This window comes from Bradyrhizobium sp. 604_D8_N2_3, assembly GCF_051810765.1.
GTDB classification, from domain to species: Bacteria; Pseudomonadota; Alphaproteobacteria; order Rhizobiales; family Xanthobacteraceae; genus Bradyrhizobium; species Bradyrhizobium barranii.
In genome coordinates this window covers 1,184,854-1,199,679 of record NZ_JBPWPM010000001.1, presented here as the reverse complement: position 1 = coordinate 1,199,679, position 14,826 = coordinate 1,184,854, and the positions used below count along the sequence as shown (strand labels likewise).

At 64.4% G+C, this 14,826-nt stretch carries 16 protein-coding genes; 1 reads left to right on the top strand and 15 read right to left on the bottom strand.

Annotated elements, in window-relative coordinates; genetic code table 11:
- Positions 1-87 precede the first annotated feature (87 nt).
- Positions 88-696 carry a TetR/AcrR family transcriptional regulator gene (locus AB7245_RS05655; RefSeq protein ID WP_038959396.1) on the top strand — a complete coding sequence of 203 codons (609 nt, stop codon included), beginning with the start codon at positions 88-90 and terminating at the stop codon, positions 694-696.
- A gap of 73 nt (positions 697-769) precedes the next feature.
- Here AB7245_RS05655 and AB7245_RS05650 read toward each other — a convergent pair whose 3' ends face one another.
- The 15 genes from AB7245_RS05650 to urtA all read right to left on the bottom strand — a co-directional run bounded on the left by AB7245_RS05650 (position 770) and on the right by urtA (position 14,611).
- Positions 770-2,428: a CHASE domain-containing protein gene (locus tag AB7245_RS05650; protein ID WP_014498206.1), complete on the bottom strand. Its 1,659-nt coding sequence runs from the start codon at positions 2,426-2,428 to the stop codon at positions 770-772.
- A 299-nt stretch (positions 2,429-2,727) separates the two neighbouring features.
- Positions 2,728-3,351, bottom strand: coding sequence for an urease accessory protein UreG (gene ureG, locus AB7245_RS05645; RefSeq protein WP_063980981.1), 624 nt, complete (start codon positions 3,349-3,351; stop codon positions 2,728-2,730).
- A 39-nt stretch (positions 3,352-3,390) separates the two neighbouring features.
- On the bottom strand, positions 3,391-4,119 hold the full coding sequence (locus AB7245_RS05640; protein WP_085401872.1) for an urease accessory protein UreF: 729 nt from the start codon (positions 4,117-4,119) through the stop codon (positions 3,391-3,393).
- A complete protein-coding gene (locus AB7245_RS05635) occupies positions 4,100-4,711 on the bottom strand; it encodes an urease accessory protein UreE (RefSeq protein WP_085401873.1) in 612 nt (203 codons plus the stop codon). The genes AB7245_RS05640 and AB7245_RS05635 overlap by 20 nt, the downstream gene beginning before the upstream one ends.
- Before the next feature lie 12 nt (positions 4,712-4,723).
- Positions 4,724-5,023, bottom strand: a complete 300-nt coding sequence (locus AB7245_RS05630; RefSeq protein WP_014498210.1) for a putative quinol monooxygenase — start codon at positions 5,021-5,023, stop codon at positions 4,724-4,726.
- 128 nt (positions 5,024-5,151) lie between these two features.
- A complete protein-coding gene (gene ureC / locus AB7245_RS05625; protein ID WP_085401874.1) occupies positions 5,152-6,867 on the bottom strand; it encodes an urease subunit alpha in 1,716 nt (571 codons plus the stop codon).
- A 34-nt stretch (positions 6,868-6,901) separates the two neighbouring features.
- Positions 6,902-7,441 (bottom strand): HD domain-containing protein, encoded by a 540-nt coding sequence (locus tag AB7245_RS05620; RefSeq protein WP_085401875.1) that lies wholly within the window; start codon positions 7,439-7,441, stop codon positions 6,902-6,904.
- A gap of 3 nt (positions 7,442-7,444) precedes the next feature.
- On the bottom strand, positions 7,445-7,750 hold the full coding sequence (locus tag AB7245_RS05615) for an urease subunit beta (protein ID WP_085401876.1): 306 nt from the start codon (positions 7,748-7,750) through the stop codon (positions 7,445-7,447).
- Between the two features lie 10 nt (positions 7,751-7,760).
- On the bottom strand, positions 7,761-8,063 hold the full coding sequence (locus AB7245_RS05610; RefSeq protein WP_085401877.1) for an urease subunit gamma: 303 nt from the start codon (positions 8,061-8,063) through the stop codon (positions 7,761-7,763).
- Positions 8,064-8,102: 39 nt separating this feature from the next.
- Positions 8,103-8,933 carry an urease accessory protein UreD gene (locus AB7245_RS05605; RefSeq protein WP_085401878.1) on the bottom strand — a complete coding sequence of 277 codons (831 nt, stop codon included), beginning with the start codon at positions 8,931-8,933 and terminating at the stop codon, positions 8,103-8,105.
- A 36-nt stretch (positions 8,934-8,969) separates the two neighbouring features.
- Positions 8,970-9,665 (bottom strand): urea ABC transporter ATP-binding subunit UrtE, encoded by a 696-nt coding sequence (urtE, locus tag AB7245_RS05600; RefSeq protein WP_008131878.1) that lies wholly within the window; start codon positions 9,663-9,665, stop codon positions 8,970-8,972.
- A 3-nt stretch (positions 9,666-9,668) separates the two neighbouring features.
- Positions 9,669-10,430, bottom strand: coding sequence for an urea ABC transporter ATP-binding protein UrtD (gene urtD / locus AB7245_RS05595; protein WP_014498216.1), 762 nt, complete (start codon positions 10,428-10,430; stop codon positions 9,669-9,671).
- A 5-nt stretch (positions 10,431-10,435) separates the two neighbouring features.
- A complete protein-coding gene (gene urtC / locus AB7245_RS05590; RefSeq protein ID WP_085401879.1) occupies positions 10,436-11,602 on the bottom strand; it encodes an urea ABC transporter permease subunit UrtC in 1,167 nt (388 codons plus the stop codon).
- Positions 11,599-13,206: an urea ABC transporter permease subunit UrtB gene (urtB, locus tag AB7245_RS05585; protein ID WP_085401880.1), complete on the bottom strand. Its 1,608-nt coding sequence runs from the start codon at positions 13,204-13,206 to the stop codon at positions 11,599-11,601. The genes urtC and urtB overlap by 4 nt, the downstream gene beginning before the upstream one ends.
- Before the next feature lie 82 nt (positions 13,207-13,288).
- Entirely contained in the window at positions 13,289-14,611 is a 1,323-nt protein-coding gene (urtA, locus tag AB7245_RS05580; protein ID WP_063980975.1) for an urea ABC transporter substrate-binding protein, read from the bottom strand.
- Between the last annotated feature and the right edge of the window lie 215 nt (positions 14,612-14,826).

The window sequence follows — 14,826 nt, the reverse complement described above, 5'->3', positions numbered from 1 at the left end:
TAGCCAAATAATCGTGCGATTCTGCTAGGCCGAGACCTGTGGCTGCGCTATGCGGGGAGCCTCTGCGTGAGGGGACCGGGCGTGGCGATGGCAAAGGGCGGGGGTGATGAGGCTGACAGCGCGCCCCGGCGCGGCCGGCCGCGATCGATCGAGACCACCAACGCCATTCTCGAAAGCGCCTATGCGCTGATGGCCGCCACCGGCCTTGCCGCCACCTCCATCGACGCCGTCGCACGCCACTCCAGCGTCTCCAAGATGACGATCTACAAATGGTGGCCGTCGCGGGAAGCGCTGCTGATCGACGCCTTCCTTCATCATGCCGCGCAGATGCTGCCGCTGCCGCCTGCGAGCTCCGGCAGCCCCGCGGCGCGCGCACGCCGCCATGCCGCGGCCTATGCCGAGGCGCTCCAGGGCGAGTTCGGCAAGGTGCAGCTCGCCGTCGTCTCCGAATGCATTTCCAAGACCGGCTCGGCGGAGCTGTTCTATGCCCGCTACCTGCAATTCCGCCGCGACGCACTGGTCGAGATGATCGCCGCGGGCCAGACGGATGGCAGCATCCTGGCGGAGGGAGCGCCCGAGGATCTCTACGACGCCATCTATGGCAGCCTGTTCTACCGCTACGTCTTCGGCATTGCACCGATCACGCCGGCCTACGCGCGCAATCTGGTCGACCTGGTGCTGCGGCCGAAGGGTTAGAGCATGATCCGGAAAAGTGTGAAGCGGTTTTCCGAAAAGATCATGCTCAAAACAACAATCTGAAGCGCGACCTCTATCGCACCGGCCTGACCGGCGCCGAGATCTTGTCCGTGCGGTCGCGCTCGGACATGTCGACCACCGTCTCCATCGGCGCCGTCAATTCATAGACGTAGGAGGCGTCGGTGAAGTAGCGCTTGGCGGTGCCGCCGAGCGCTTCGGGCGCGACACGGTCGAGCAGGATCAGGCCGAAATCGGAATCCGGGCGGCGCGTCGCCTCGCTGGTGTTGAACTCCTCCCAGCGGAAATGGAAGACCTCGTCGGTCCCCTCGCCCGTCACCGTCCAATTCGCGGTGATGTGCGGATGCTTTCCGACCAGCGACAGACCTTCGTCGGAGTGCGAGGCGAGCTCGAAGAACAGGAGCGACAGGCTCTGCGCGGCGCGTGCGCTGACCGCGATGTCGGGGCCGGTGACGGCGATGCGGTCGGCATGCGGGATGGCGCGCGCCTCGAACAGGCCCTTCAGCTTGACGCCCTGCCACTGGCTCTCGCTGAGCAGCGAGACCACGTTGGACATGGCGTGGATGCGGCCGATCAGCAGTTCACGCGCAACGTCGATGTCCGAGCCGTGGCGCAGCGTGCGCGTCACGATCGACTGGATCACCGCCAGGATGTTCTTGACCCGGTGGTTGAGCTCGTCGATGACGGCGGTCAGCCGGCGCTCGAAGCCGATCCGCACCTGGATTTCCCGGCTGAGCCGCAGATTGTTGTAGGCGACATAGCCGAACAGGCCGCACACCATCGCGGTGATGGCAAAACCGATCGCCGCCACGATGATCGCCGTCTGCTCGGCGCGCCGCGCCGAATTGGTCTTGGCGTAGTAGCCGAGATGCCAGTCGCGCCCGCCAAAGCTCACCGTGCGCGTCGCCGACGGCGCCGGCCCGTCCGCGGCCGTCATGCGTGACGAGACCACGCCCTGGTCGTTGGCAACGAGCTCGCCACCTTCCCTGCGCGGATCCTTCAGCGCGACAGAGAACAACGACATGTCGTCATTGGTCAGCATCAGGGAGGCGAGCTCGTAGGAAAATGTGACGAAGCCGGCCGGCTCGGTCGCACCCTCGGGAATGACGGGCGCGGCCACGATGATGCCGATGGGCCCGCCGCCCCGCAGCAACTGAACCGGGTCCGAGGCGACCGACCTCTTCTCGACACGCGCACGCGTCAGCATGGCGCTGCGCACCTGATCCTGCTCGTAGCTGCGGCCGGGCAGCGCCTTGGTCTCGTTGCTGCGCGGCTCGAGGTCCATCAGCACGTCGATCGGCTGGGTGACCTTCGCAAGATCGATCGGCTTGTCGTCATACGAGCGGATCTGCGGATTGGGGAAGCCGGCGCTCGCGATCGCGTCCTCCGCCGGCAGAAGCTCGTTCGGCTTCAGCCGGGCGACCCACCCGGCGACCACGAAATCGGTCTTGAAGGCGTAGATGGCCGAGCGCAGCGGCTCCAGCATGTTCGGCTTGATGACCGACGGCGCACGGAACAAGCCTGAGGCGACACGCGCGAGCAGCTCGCGCTCGGTCAGCCGGTCCTGGACCAGGCTCGCATGGACGTCGATCGCGCGCGCCAGCGCGATCCGGTCCAGTGCCAGCTCCTGGTCGTGGACGCGATAGGCCGCGAGCCCGGAGAGCAGGGCTCCGAGCAGGGCGATGAAACCGATGATAAAACCCAGCCGGACCACTTCGACTACTCAGGCGAAAACAGCAGGTCGGCAATAAACACGGAGCATATCAACGCCGCTCGAACGGCCATGTGCCGAAACAGAGTGGACCCCAGTAACGGAGATAATGAAGGAGGAGGCATCAGTACGCAACTTCGGTCGCCTGAAAAGCTTAATTCGCCCGGCCGATGGTCTGGCCATGAAGGCTTTGCTCCGGGCACCGGAGGTAGTTAATCGCCGTGTCCGAAATTTGTTCCGCGGATGCGGCTTTTGCCCCAGACGTTAACGGCGGAAAACGCCTGCGCCACGTCGTCGCGCCGTCAGCCCGCCCGTTTCAGGCCGCCTTTGGCCTCGATGAAGCCGACGATCTGGTCGAGCCCCTCGCTCTTTTTCAGGTTGGTCATGACGAAGGGGCGCGCGCCGCGCATGCGCCTGGCGTCCGTCTCCATCTTCTCCAGGGAGGCGCCGACATGGGGCGCGAGGTCGATCTTGTTGATGACCAGGAGGTCGGAGCGGGTGATGCCGGGGCCGCCCTTGGACGGGATCTTGTCGCCGGCCGCCACGTCGATGACGTAGATGGTGAGGTCGGCGAGCTCCGGGGAAAAAGTGGCAGCCAGATTGTCGCCGCCGGACTCGATCAGCACGAGGTCGAGCCCGGGGAATTTTGCGCGCATGTCGGCGACCGCGGCCAGGTTCATCGAAGCGTCCTCGCGGATCGCGGTGTGCGGGCAGCCGCCGGTCTCGACGCCGGCGATACGGTCCGGCGTCAGCGAGCCCGAGCGCACGAGGAATTCCGCATCCCATTTGGTGTAGATGTCGTTGGTGATCGCCGCGATGTCATAGCGCTCGCGCATAGTCTTGCAGAGCAGGTCCATCAGCGCGGTCTTGCCCGATCCGACCGGGCCGCCTATTCCGACACGCAAGGGGCCGTGAGATTTCGACATGTCACTCGCTCTCTCTTGATGGATTAAAGGCCGCACCGCTCACGAGCGAAACAGCCGCGTATATTGCGTCTCGTGCCGCAGACTGGCGAGATCGGCGCGGAAGGTCGCGCTGCCGAGGTCGTTCAATGTCGCATTCAACGCACGATTGGCGGTCGCAGCAACGGCGGCTTCCAGCTTCACCAGCACCCGCTGGCTGTCGGTCTGGCCGAGCGGAATGAGGCGGCTCGCCGCCGAAATCCAGTTCGAAACCAGCGCATGCAGGAAGGCATGCAGCGTCGGCGCCAGCGGCACGCCGTGCACCGCGGCGACCACACCGACGGCGACAGGATAGACCAGTGCCGTGCGACATGCCGCAACCATGGCATCCAGCCCGTTGGCGTCCCACGCGGCACGGGAGATGTCGATGAAGGCGCGGCCCTGCGAGGTCGTCTCGAGCTGCCGCTCGCGCGACGGCACGAAGGCGGCGGCGAGCTCCGCGATATCGTTCAAGGTGGTGTCTTCGCCCAACTCAGTGGCGCGATAGGCGTGGACCAGGAACGTCGCATCGCAAAAGCCGGAACCATCGCCCAGCATGGCGTCGAGCCAGTCGGCCAGCGTCGCGGTGTCGGTGATGTCGCCCGCCTCGACCGCCCATTCGATGCCGCTGGAATAGGAGAAGCCGCCGACCGGAAAGGCCGGCGACAGCCACGTCATCAGCCGGTACAGCGCCGCCGCCTCGCGCTCGGCGAGGTCACCGGCACTCACCGGCTCATTTGTGGTCATGAGCATGCTTGTGGCCGTGGTGGTGGTCGGGGTGGTCGCAATGCTCGTCGTGGTGATGGTCGTGGCCGTGGTCATGCGCGGCATGATCGTGGTTATCGTGGCCATGATCGTGGTGGTGATGGCCGTGATCGTGATGCGCATGGTCGTCGTGGCCATGTGCATGGCCGGCATCGGCGTAAGCGCCGCCTTCGGGATCGAACGGCGCCTCGATCTCGATCACGCGCGCACCGAGGCCCTTCACCATGGCCTCGATGACATGGTCGCGGCGGATGCGCAGGCCCTTGGCCATGATCTGCGTCGGCAAATGACGATTGCCGAGATGCCAGCCGACGCGAATGAGGTGGTGCGGATCGCGACCGCGGATCTCCAGCAGCGGCTCGGGCGCCGCGACCACTTCGACCAGCCGGCCGTCCTCCAGCACTAACGCATCACCGCCGCGCAGCGCGACGGCATTCTCCAGGTCGAGCAGGAATTCGAGGCCCCGCGTCCCCGTCATCGCCATGCGGCGGCGGTGCCGGTCGTCGAAATCGAGCACCACCGTATCCGCCGGCGTCTCCGTGAAGCCGTGCTGTCCCTTAACCTGCGTCGCCCGGATCATGCTTTTACCCCGTTACCGTGTCTCGACCTTCTCGGGCGTGATCACTTCAATCTTCGGCGGCGCCGTAAAACACTTCACCGCGACGCGACCGAACGTCTTCATGTGCTCCATGGCGCGATGCGGCACCAGCGCCTCGGCGCTCTCCCACTGCTCGACGAATACCATCTTGGCGGGATCGGTGACGCTCTCGTGCAAATCATAGGCGATATTGCCGGGCTCCTTCCGCGTCTCCTTGATGCAGGCGGTGGCGGCCGCAATGAATTCGGCGCGCGTCTCGGGCTTGATGGTCAAGGTGGCAACGACGTAAATCACGAGAAATCCTCCCGGCTTTTCTTCTAAGGTAAGATACCGGGCGGGACCTTAGACCAGGCGGGGTCGAACGCAAAACCGGAAAAGCCGCCCCCCGGGCCTGCGCCGGGGGCATGCGTCCAGGCGCTATTTCAGTACATGAAATATCGCTGCGCCATCGGCAGCACCTCGGCGGGCGCGCAGGTGAGCAGTTCGCCGTCGGCGCGCACCTCGTAGGTCTCGGGATCGACCTCGATATTGGGCGTGGCGTCGTTGTGGATCATGCTCTTCTTCGAGATTTTTCCGCGGGTGTTCTGCACCGCATAGAGCTTCTTGTCGATGCCGAGCTTTCGCGCGAGGCCGCCGGTGACCGCCGCCTTCGAGGTGAACACCACGGACGACGTGGTGCGCGCCTTGCCGAAGGCACCGAACATCGGCTGATAGTGCACCGGCTGCGGCGTCGGGATCGAGGCGTTGGGATCGCCCATGGGGGCGGCGACGATCGAGCCGCCCTTGATGATGCAGTCCGGCTTGACGCCGAAGAAGGCCGGCGACCACAGCACGAGATCGGCGAGCTTGCCCTTCTCGACCGATCCGATCAGCTTCGACACGCCGTGCGCGATCGCAGGATTGATCGTGTACTTGGCGATGTAGCGCTTGACGCGGAAATTGTCGTTGTCCTTGCCTTTGTCCTGGTCGAGCGACCCGCGCTGCTTCTTCATCTTGTCCGCGGTCTGCCACGTCCGGATGATGACCTCGCCGAGTCGGCCCATGGCCTGCGAGTCCGAGGACATCATCGAGAGCGCGCCGAGATCGTGCAGGATATCCTCGGCCGCGATGGTCTCCTTGCGGATGCGGCTCTCCGCAAACGCGAGGTCTTCCGCGATCGAGGGATCGAGATGGTGGCACACCATCAGCATGTCCAGATGCTCGTCGATGGTGTTGCGGGTGAAGGGCCGCGTCGGGTTGGTCGAGGACGGCAGCACATTCTTCAGCCCCGCGACCTTGATGATGTCTGGGGCGTGACCGCCGCCGGCGCCCTCGGTGTGGAAGGCGTGGATGGTACGGCCCTTGAAGGCCTTGATCGTATCCTCGACGAAGCCGGATTCGTTCAGCGTGTCGGAATGCAGCATGACCTGGACGTCGTAATCGTCGGCCACCGACAGGCAGTTGTCGATCGCAGCCGGCGTGGTGCCCCAGTCCTCGTGCAGCTTCAGCGCGCAGGCGCCGCCCTTGATCATCTCGACCAGGGCGGCAGGCCGCGACGCGTTACCCTTGCCGGAGATGCCGAGATTGACCGGGAAGGCGTCGAACGACTGGATCATCCGCCCCATGTGCCACGGTCCCGGCGTGCAGGTGGTGGCGAACGTGCCGTGCGAGGGACCGGTGCCGCCGCCGAGCATCGAGGTGACGCCAGACATCAGCGCGTGCTCGATCTGCTGCGGACAGATGAAATGGATGTGGCTGTCGAAGCCGCCTGCAGTGAGGATTTTTCCTTCGCCCGCGATCACGTCGGTGCCGGGGCCGACGATGATGGTGACGCCCGGCTGGATGTCGGGATTGCCAGCCTTGCCGATCGCCGAAATCATGCCGTCCTTGATCGCAACGTCGGCCTTCACGATGCCCCAGTGGTCGACGATCAGCGCATTAGTGATGACGGTGTCGGCCGCGCCCTGCTTGTTGGTGACCTGCGACTGCCCCATGCCGTCGCGGATCACCTTGCCGCCGCCGAACTTCACCTCCTCGCCGTAGGTGGTAAAATCCTTCTCGACCTCGATGATGAGATCGGTGTCGGCCAACCGCACCTTGTCGCCGGTGGTCGGGCCGAACATGTCGGCATAGACGGAACGCTTTATTTTGACGGACATCACAAGCCCCGTTTGCGTTTGAATTTTTGGTTGTTCACAGCGAAGCCCTCGCTGCGCTTACGGCATCGTCGAATTTTGCATCGAGCCACGAATTGCCGCCACGGCATCCGGCGACGACTTGCTCAGCCCAGCCCGTGTAGTCGGCGAGATCGTCGCGCTCTTCGGCGGACGGGTCGGAATGAATGCGCGCGCCGATATTGCTGATCTTGTCGGCGATCTTGATCAGCTTGGCGCCGGCCGATTTCTTCGGTGCATCGACGATCTGCCGGCGTCGCCGCTCTGGCTTGGGCAGGCTCATGTCGTCGGTGCATTCAACGACGAGAGAGGCGACGCGATCAGAGAATTTCTGTGCGAGCTCCTCGCGAGTGGTGTCGGTGTCCTCGATCACGTCGTGCAGCCACCCGGCCGCGACCAGCTCGGCATCCGCGCCATCGGTCGCCGTCGCCAGCAGGTTCGCGACCTCCGCGAGATGATTGATGTAAGGCTCGTTCCCCCGCCCCTTGCGCGCCATGCCATTGTGCCGGCGCGCGGCCAGCTCAGCGGCTTCCGAGATAAGGCGGATGGCGGGAAGCATGACTCACAGCTTCCCCATCACGTCGCCACGAAAACCGTAGATCGTCTTCTTCCCCGCCACCGCGACGAGCTGGACGTCGCGGGTCTGGCCGGGTTCGAAGCGGACGGCGGTGCCGGCGGCGATGTCGAGGCGCATGCCGCGGGCTTTCTTGCGATTGAATTTCAGCGCCGGGTTGGTCTCGAAGAAGTGGTAGTGCGAGCCGACCTGGATCGGGCGGTCGCCGGTGTTGGCGACCGTCAGCGTCACGGTCTTGCGGCCGGCATTGAGCTCGATCTCGCCGTCCTGGATGAAGAGTTCGCCGGGGATCATGCTCTCGCTCCTACCTGATCGGCTCGTGCACGGTGACAAGCTTGGTGCCGTCCGGAAAGGTCGCCTCGACCTGGATGTCGTGGATCATTTCGGGAATGCCCGGCATCACCTGGTCGCGGGTGAGGACCTGCGCGCCGGATTGCATCAGCTCGGCGACGGTGCGGCCGTCGCGCGCGCCTTCGAGGATGAAGTCGGAGATGATCGCGATCGCCTCGGGATAGTTGAGCTTGACGCCGCGATCCAGCCGGCGGCGGGCGACGATGGCCGCCATCGAGATCAGGAGCTTGTCCTTTTCGCGGGGAGACAGGTTCATGCAGCATCTCTTCCGTTCAATGCATCAATTCAGCAGCCATCAACTCAGCCACAGCCGCGGCAGCGCCGCGCCGGTCCGCGCCAGCACCGCCATCATGTCGGCGCGCAAGCGCGCGGCATCTTGGGCACAGAACCGCGCCATTGCAAAGCCATTCCAGGCGGAGATTCCGACCTCGCCGGCGAATGACTCCGAGGCCTCGCGGATACGCTCGATCAGCCGCTCGTCGCCGGGAACGATCAGCGCCGTGCCGATCGCGGCACCGCCCTTGGCCACCGCCGATCGCCCAAGTTTTGCACCGATATTGCCGTCGAGCCTGACGGTTTCGGCGAACACCAGCTTGCCCCCACGACGCAGCCGCCAGCGATCAAAGAACTCGCCCTGCTCCATCCGCTCGCCCATGGCGGTGCGGCCGAACACGACGATCTCGCAAAGCAGAAGCGAGGCGGCCTCGTCGAGTTCGATGTCGAAACGACGATGGACCCGGGCGCGATCGAACAGGATCGTCTCCTGGGGCAGCCAGCCGAGATGCGCGCCTGCGGCGACCTTCAAGGCGATATTGAGCTGCGCCGCCGCCCCTGGCGCGCGATAGACCTTCTCGGCCGCAGCGGTGGTCAATGTCAGGCGCGACCCCTGCCCTGCCGCGATCTCGATGTCAAAACTATCTCCGCCGGCAACACCGCCAGCCGTGTTGACGAACACGCCGGAGAGCCCCTCGCCCTCCGGCGAGGGAAAGCGCACGCGCAGGGAGCCGGACTCATGCAAGACGCCACGCCGCGTCACGCCATCGCGCGCATGGACGTCGAAGCGCACCGCGCCGCGGGCGCGGTTCGCCTCGAAAACCGAAGATGTCGTCAAAGCGTCGCTGCGCATCCGTCTCCCCAGCCGGCCGCGGCAGAAATTTTCGGATTACAGCGCCATCTGGCGGCTGATTTCGGCCGGATCGAGATTGGATCGGTCGCAGGAGAACTTCACCGCGCCGCGATCCATCACCGCGAAACTGTCGCCGAGTTCGCAGGCAAAGTCGAGATATTGTTCGACCAGCACGATGGCGATGTTGCCGAGGTTACGCAGGTAGGAGATGGCACGGCCGATGTCCTTGATGATCGACGGCTGGATGCCTTCGGTCGGCTCGTCGAGCAGCAGCAGCTTTGGCCGCATCACCAGCGCACGCCCGATCGCGAGCTGCTGCTGCTGGCCGCCGGAGAGGTCGCCGCCCCGCCGGCCGAGCATGGACTGCAGCACCGGGAACAGCGAGAACACGTCGTCCGGGATGTGCTTGTCCTCGCGCTTGAGCGGGCCGAAGCCGGTCTTGAGATTCTCCTCGACCGTCAACAGCGGAAATATCTCGCGGCCCTGCGGCACGAAGCCGATGCCCTTGCGCGCCCGCTCATAGGGCTTCAGGCCCGTGATGTCGCTGCCGTCGAGCACGATCGCGCCGGAGGAGATCGGATACTGGCCGACCATGGCGCGCAACAGCGAGGTCTTGCCGACGCCGTTGCGCCCGAGCACGCACGTGACCTTGCCGGGCTCTGCGGCGATGGAGACGCCGCGCAGCGCCTGCGCCGCGCCGTAGAACAGGTTGATGTCCTTGACCTCAAGCATCGCTCAGCGCCCCAGATAGACTTCGATGACCCGCTCGTTGGACGAGACCTGGTCGATGGTTCCTTCCGCAAGCACGGTGCCTTCATGCAGGCAGGTGACCTTGACGCCGAGCTCGCGCACGAACGTCATGTCGTGCTCGACGACCATCACGGTGTGGGTCTTGTTGATCTCTTTCAGCAGCTCGGCGGTGAGATGGGTCTCGACGTCGGTCATGCCCGCGACGGGCTCGTCGACGAGCAGCAGCTTCGGATCCTGCGCCAGCAGCATGCCGATCTCGAGCCACTGCTTCTGACCGTGGCTGAGGCTGCCGGCGAGCCGGTTGCGGGCGTCGGTGAGGCGGATCGTCTCCAGCACCTTGTCGATGCGCTCCGATTCCGCCCTGCTGCCGCGCCAGAACAGCGTGCCCTTGACGCTGTGGTCGACATTGAGCGCGAGCAGGAGGTTGTCCTGCACGGTCTGGCTCTCGAACACGGTCGGCTTCTGGAATTTGCGGCCGATGCCGAGCTCGGCGATGCGGGTCTCGTCCAGACGCGTCAAATCGGTGACGCCGTCGAACAGCACCGTGCCCTCGTCGGGCTTGGTCTTGCCGGTGATGATGTCCATCATCGTGGTCTTGCCGGCGCCGTTCGGGCCGATGATGGCGCGCATCTCGCCGGGCGCGAGCGTCAGCGACAGATTGTTGATGGCGTGGAAGCCGTCGAACGAGACGTGCACGCCGTCGAGATAGAGCATCGCGGAGGTCGCGCGGGTATCCATGACGTTCATTGCGCCTACTCCGCCATCTTGGGTTCGGTGACGCCATCTTCGGCCGCGGCGCTCGCGCTGGCTGCGGTGCGTTTTTCTTTTGACGACTCCCACCAGGCATTGAAGGTGCCGACGATGCCCTTCGGCAGCAGCAGCGTCACCAGGATGAACAGCGCGCCCAGCATGAACAGCCAGTAGGGCGCGAGCATGCCCGAGGTGAAGAACGTTTTTGCGTAGTTGACGACGACGGCGCCGAGTGCAGCGCCGATCAGCGTACCGCGGCCGCCGACCGCGACCCAGATCACCGCCTCGATCGAATTGCCGGGTGCAAATTCGCTCGGGTTGATGATGCCGACCTGGGGCACGTAGAGCGCACCGGCAACGCCGGCCATGCAGGCCGACAACGTGAACACGAACAGCTTGTAGGATTCGACGCGGTAACCGAGGAACCGGCTACGCGATTCCGCGTCGCGGATTGCGATCAGAACCTTGCCGAGCTTGGAGGACACGACGGAGCGGCAGATCAGGAAGCTCAGGATCAGCGCCAGGCAGCTCAGCGCAAACAGCGCGGCACGGGTGCCCTCGGCCTGCACGTTGAAGCCGAGGATGTCCTTGAAGTCGGTCAGGCCGTTGTTGCCGCCGAAGCCGAAATCATTGCGGAAGAAGGCGAGCAGCAGTGCATAGGTCATCGCCTGCGTGATGATCGACAGGTACACGCCGGTGACGCGGGAGCGGAAGGCGAGCCAGCCGAAGCAGAAGGCGAGCAGGCCGGGGACGACCAGCACCATCAGCGCCGCGAACCAGAACATGTCGAAGCCGTACCAGTACCAGGGCAGCTTCGAATAGTTCAGGAAGACCATGAAGTCGGGCAGGATCGGGTTGCCGTAGACGCCGCGGGTGCCGATCTGCCGCATCAGGTACATGCCCATCGCGTAGCCGCCGAGCGCGAAGAAGGCGCCGTGGCCGAGCGAGAGGATGCCGCAATAGCCCCAGATCAGGTCAATCGAGAGCGCGAGGATCGCGTAGCAGACATATTTGCCCCAGAGCGCGACCAGATAGGTCGGCACCTGCAGGAACGAGCCCGCGGGCAGCAGCAGGTTGGAGAGCGGGATGAGGATGCCGCAGGCCGCGACGATGGCGAGAAAGATCGTCGCGCCGCGGTCCAGCGACCTGGTCAGCATGTGGGGGGTCATGCTTCCACCGCACGGCCCTTGAGCGCGAACAGGCCGCGCGGCCGCTTTTGAATGAACAGGATGATGAGAACGAGGATCGCGATCTTGCCGAGCACGGCGCCGGCGACCGGCTCCAGGAACTTGTTGGCGATGCCAAGCGTGAAGGCGCCGACCAGCGTGCCCCAGAGATTGCCGACGCCGCCGAACACCACGACCATGAAGCTGTCGATGATGTAGCTCTGGCCGAGATTGGGGCTGACATTGTCGATCTGCGACAGCGCCACGCCCGCGATGCCGGCAATACCGGAGCCGAGACCGAAGGTCAGCGCGTCGACGCGCGAGGTGGCGATGCCCATCGAGGCCGCCATGCGGCGGTTCTGCGTCACCGCGCGCATCTCGAGGCCGAGCGCGGTGTAGCGCAGCATCGCGAGCAGGATCGCGAACACTGCGAGCGTGAAGACGAGGATCCAGAGCCGGTTATAGGTGATGGTGATCTGGCCGAGTTCGAACGCGCCGCTCATCCAGGAGGGATTGCCGACCTCGCGGTTGGTCGGGCCGAACATGGTGCGCACCGCCTGCTGCAGCACCAGCGACAGGCCCCAGGTTGCCAGCAGCGTCTCCAGCGGACGGCCGTAGAGGAAACGGATGATGCTGCGCTCGATCAGCACGCCGATGCCGCCGGCGACGAGGAAGGCGAGCGGCACGGCGATCAAGAGCGAATAATCGAAGAGTGCGGGATAGCGGGTGCGGATCACCTCCTGCACCACGAAGGTGGTGTAGGCGCCGATCATCACCATCTCGCCATGGGCCATGTTGATGACGCCCATCACGCCGAAGGTGATGGCGAGCCCGATCGCGGCGAGCAGCAGCACCGAGCCGAGCGAGAGGCCGTACCAGGCATTCTGCACCGTGGACCAGACCGCGAGCGAGCCCTGGATCGAGCTGATTGCGCTCGCAGCGGCCTTGGTCACCGAGGCCGGCTGATCGCCCATGCCTGTCAGCAGCGCCATCGCCTCCTGGTCGCCGCGCGCCTTGAGGGTCGCGACCGCCTCGAGCTTCTCGACCTCGGTGGCATCGGACTTGAACAGCAGGATCGCGGCGCGGGCATCGCCGAGTGCGGCCTTGACCGATTTGCTGGTTTCCTTGGCGAGCGCGGCATCGACCGGCTCGAGCGCGGTCTCCTCGTGCGACTTGAAGACGGATTGCGCCGCCTGGAGGCGCGTTCCGACATCCGGCGACTGGAGCGTCAGGCTGCCGATCGCAGCGTCGACGCTGCGGCGCAGGCGGTTGTTGAGGCGCACCGCGCTGGCGCTATCGGGAACGCTGGCGACGGGCTCGCCGGTCGCAGCATCGATCGACTTGCCGTCGGCACTGGTGACGTAAACCTTCTTGCTATCAGGGTCGGCCATGAGGCGACCGTCCTGGAGCGCGCTGATGATGGGGAAAGCCAGCTTGTTGCCGCTGCTCGCGACGACGCCTATCGCCTCATCGGTGTCGGAGAAATCGTCATTGGCGAATTTGGCGACCGCATCCTCGAACGGACCGGCAAAGGCCGGCAGTGCGAACGCGATCAGAAACAACGAGAGGACAAAGGTACAGAGACGAGCGGACAAATTGGTTGGCACTTTGAATCACCCCGGCAGAAGTGGGGAGAAGGCGGCGGAATAGCCGCCTCCTCCCGTCGTGCAATGAACCGACAGATCGGGATCAGGAGCCCGAGCCGAGGCACTTGTTGGTCTTGGTGTTGAAGTTGCCGCACTTCTTGCCGACCCAGTCGCCGACTAGGTCCTTGGAGCCATCGAGCTCCTTCGACCAGGCGTCGCCTGCGACAAGACCCGGGGTCTTCCACACCACGTCGAACTGGCCGTTGGCTTTGATTTCGCCAATGAACACCGGCTTGGTGATGTGATGGTTCGGAAGCATCTTGGAGGTGCCGCCGGTCAGGTTCTTGGCTTCGATGCCGGGCAGCGCGTCGATCACCTTGTCCGGATCGGTCGACTTCACCTTCTCGACCGCCTTGACCCACATGTCGAAACCGATGACGTGCGCTTCCATCGGATCGTTGGTCACGCGCTTCGGGTTCTTGGTGTAGGTCTGCCAGGCCTTGATGAACTTCTCGTTCTCGGGCGACTTGATCGACTGGAAGTAGTTCCAGGCGGCAAGATGACCGAGCAGCGGCTTGGTGTCGATGCCGGCGAGCTCTTCCTCACCCACCGAGAACGCGACCACCGGGATGTCCTTGGCCTTGATGCCCTGGTTGCCGAGCTCCTTGTAGAAGGGAACGTTGGCGTCGCCGTTGATGGTCGAAACCACCGCGGTCTTCTTGCCGGCCGAGCCGAACTTCTTGATGTCGGCCACGATCGTCTGCCAGTCGGAGTGACCGAACGGCGTGTAGTTGATCATGATGTCTTCCTGGGCGACACCCTTCGACTTCAGGTAGGCTTCCAGGATCTTGTTGGTGGTGCGCGGATAGACGTAGTCGGTGCCCGCGAGCACCCAGCGCTTCACCTTCTCGTCCTTCATCAGATAGTCGACGGCGGGGATCGCCTGCTGGTTCGGCGCAGCACCCGTGTAGAACACGTTGCGCTCGCTCTCCTCGCCCTCGTACTGCACGGGGTAGAACAGGATGCTGTTCAGCTCCTTGAAGACCGGGAGCACGGACTTGCGCGACACCGAGGTCCAGCAGCCGAACACGACCGCGACCTTGTCCTTGGTGATCAGCTCGCGCGCCTTTTCGGCGAACAGCGGCCAGTTCGAGGCAGGATCGACCACGACGGCTTCGAGCTTCTTGCCGTTGACGCCGCCCTTCTTGTTCTGCTCGTCGATGAGGAAGAGGATGGTGTCCTTCAGCGTGGTTTCGCTGATGGCCATGGTGCCGGAGAGAGAATGAAGGACGCCGACCTTGATGGTGTCGTCCGCGGCCTTTGCGCCGGTCAATGAAGCCAGACCCATCATCAGTCCGGCGGTCGCGGCGAGAACGCCACGGCGGCTAAATGACGCCGCTATATCGTGAGTGGATTTGTTAAGCATGGATGTATCATCTCCCTGACGCAGACGTGAAAAAGACGCTGCGAAACGGCCCCACGGCCGCCTGCGATTAACGGAATCGCAAGAACCATGCCATGGGCTGGGCACATGCCAACCTATTGGTCAGATTATATAATTTCGCTGCAATCCAACTTTCGCCGCAGTCCAATTGCCCAAATCTTAGGCGAGTAAAATGTATGCCAATGCGGCAGACAGGT

Coding starts and splice junctions, on each gene's coding strand:
- AB7245_RS05620 (WP_085401875.1), bottom strand. CDS start 7,441: ATGCTTCCCGCCATCCGCCTTATCTCGGAAGCCGCTGAGCTGGCCGCG.
- AB7245_RS05655 (WP_038959396.1), top strand. CDS start 88: ATGGCAAAGGGCGGGGGTGATGAGGCTGACAGCGCGCCCCGGCGCGGC.
- AB7245_RS05605 (WP_085401878.1), bottom strand. CDS start 8,933: ATGCGCAGCGACGCTTTGACGACATCTTCGGTTTTCGAGGCGAACCGC.
- AB7245_RS05635 (WP_085401873.1), bottom strand. CDS start 4,711: ATGATCCGGGCGACGCAGGTTAAGGGACAGCACGGCTTCACGGAGACG.
- AB7245_RS05615 (WP_085401876.1), bottom strand. CDS start 7,750: ATGATCCCCGGCGAACTCTTCATCCAGGACGGCGAGATCGAGCTCAAT.
- urtE (WP_008131878.1), bottom strand. CDS start 9,665: ATGCTTGAGGTCAAGGACATCAACCTGTTCTACGGCGCGGCGCAGGCG.
- AB7245_RS05640 (WP_085401872.1), bottom strand. CDS start 4,119: ATGCTCATGACCACAAATGAGCCGGTGAGTGCCGGTGACCTCGCCGAG.
- ureG (WP_063980981.1), bottom strand. CDS start 3,351: ATGTCGAAATCTCACGGCCCCTTGCGTGTCGGAATAGGCGGCCCGGTC.
- ureC (WP_085401874.1), bottom strand. CDS start 6,867: ATGTCCGTCAAAATAAAGCGTTCCGTCTATGCCGACATGTTCGGCCCG.
- urtA (WP_063980975.1), bottom strand. CDS start 14,611: ATGCTTAACAAATCCACTCACGATATAGCGGCGTCATTTAGCCGCCGT.
- urtD (WP_014498216.1), bottom strand. CDS start 10,430: ATGAACGTCATGGATACCCGCGCGACCTCCGCGATGCTCTATCTCGAC.
- AB7245_RS05610 (WP_085401877.1), bottom strand. CDS start 8,063: ATGAACCTGTCTCCCCGCGAAAAGGACAAGCTCCTGATCTCGATGGCG.
- urtC (WP_085401879.1), bottom strand. CDS start 11,602: ATGACCCCCCACATGCTGACCAGGTCGCTGGACCGCGGCGCGACGATC.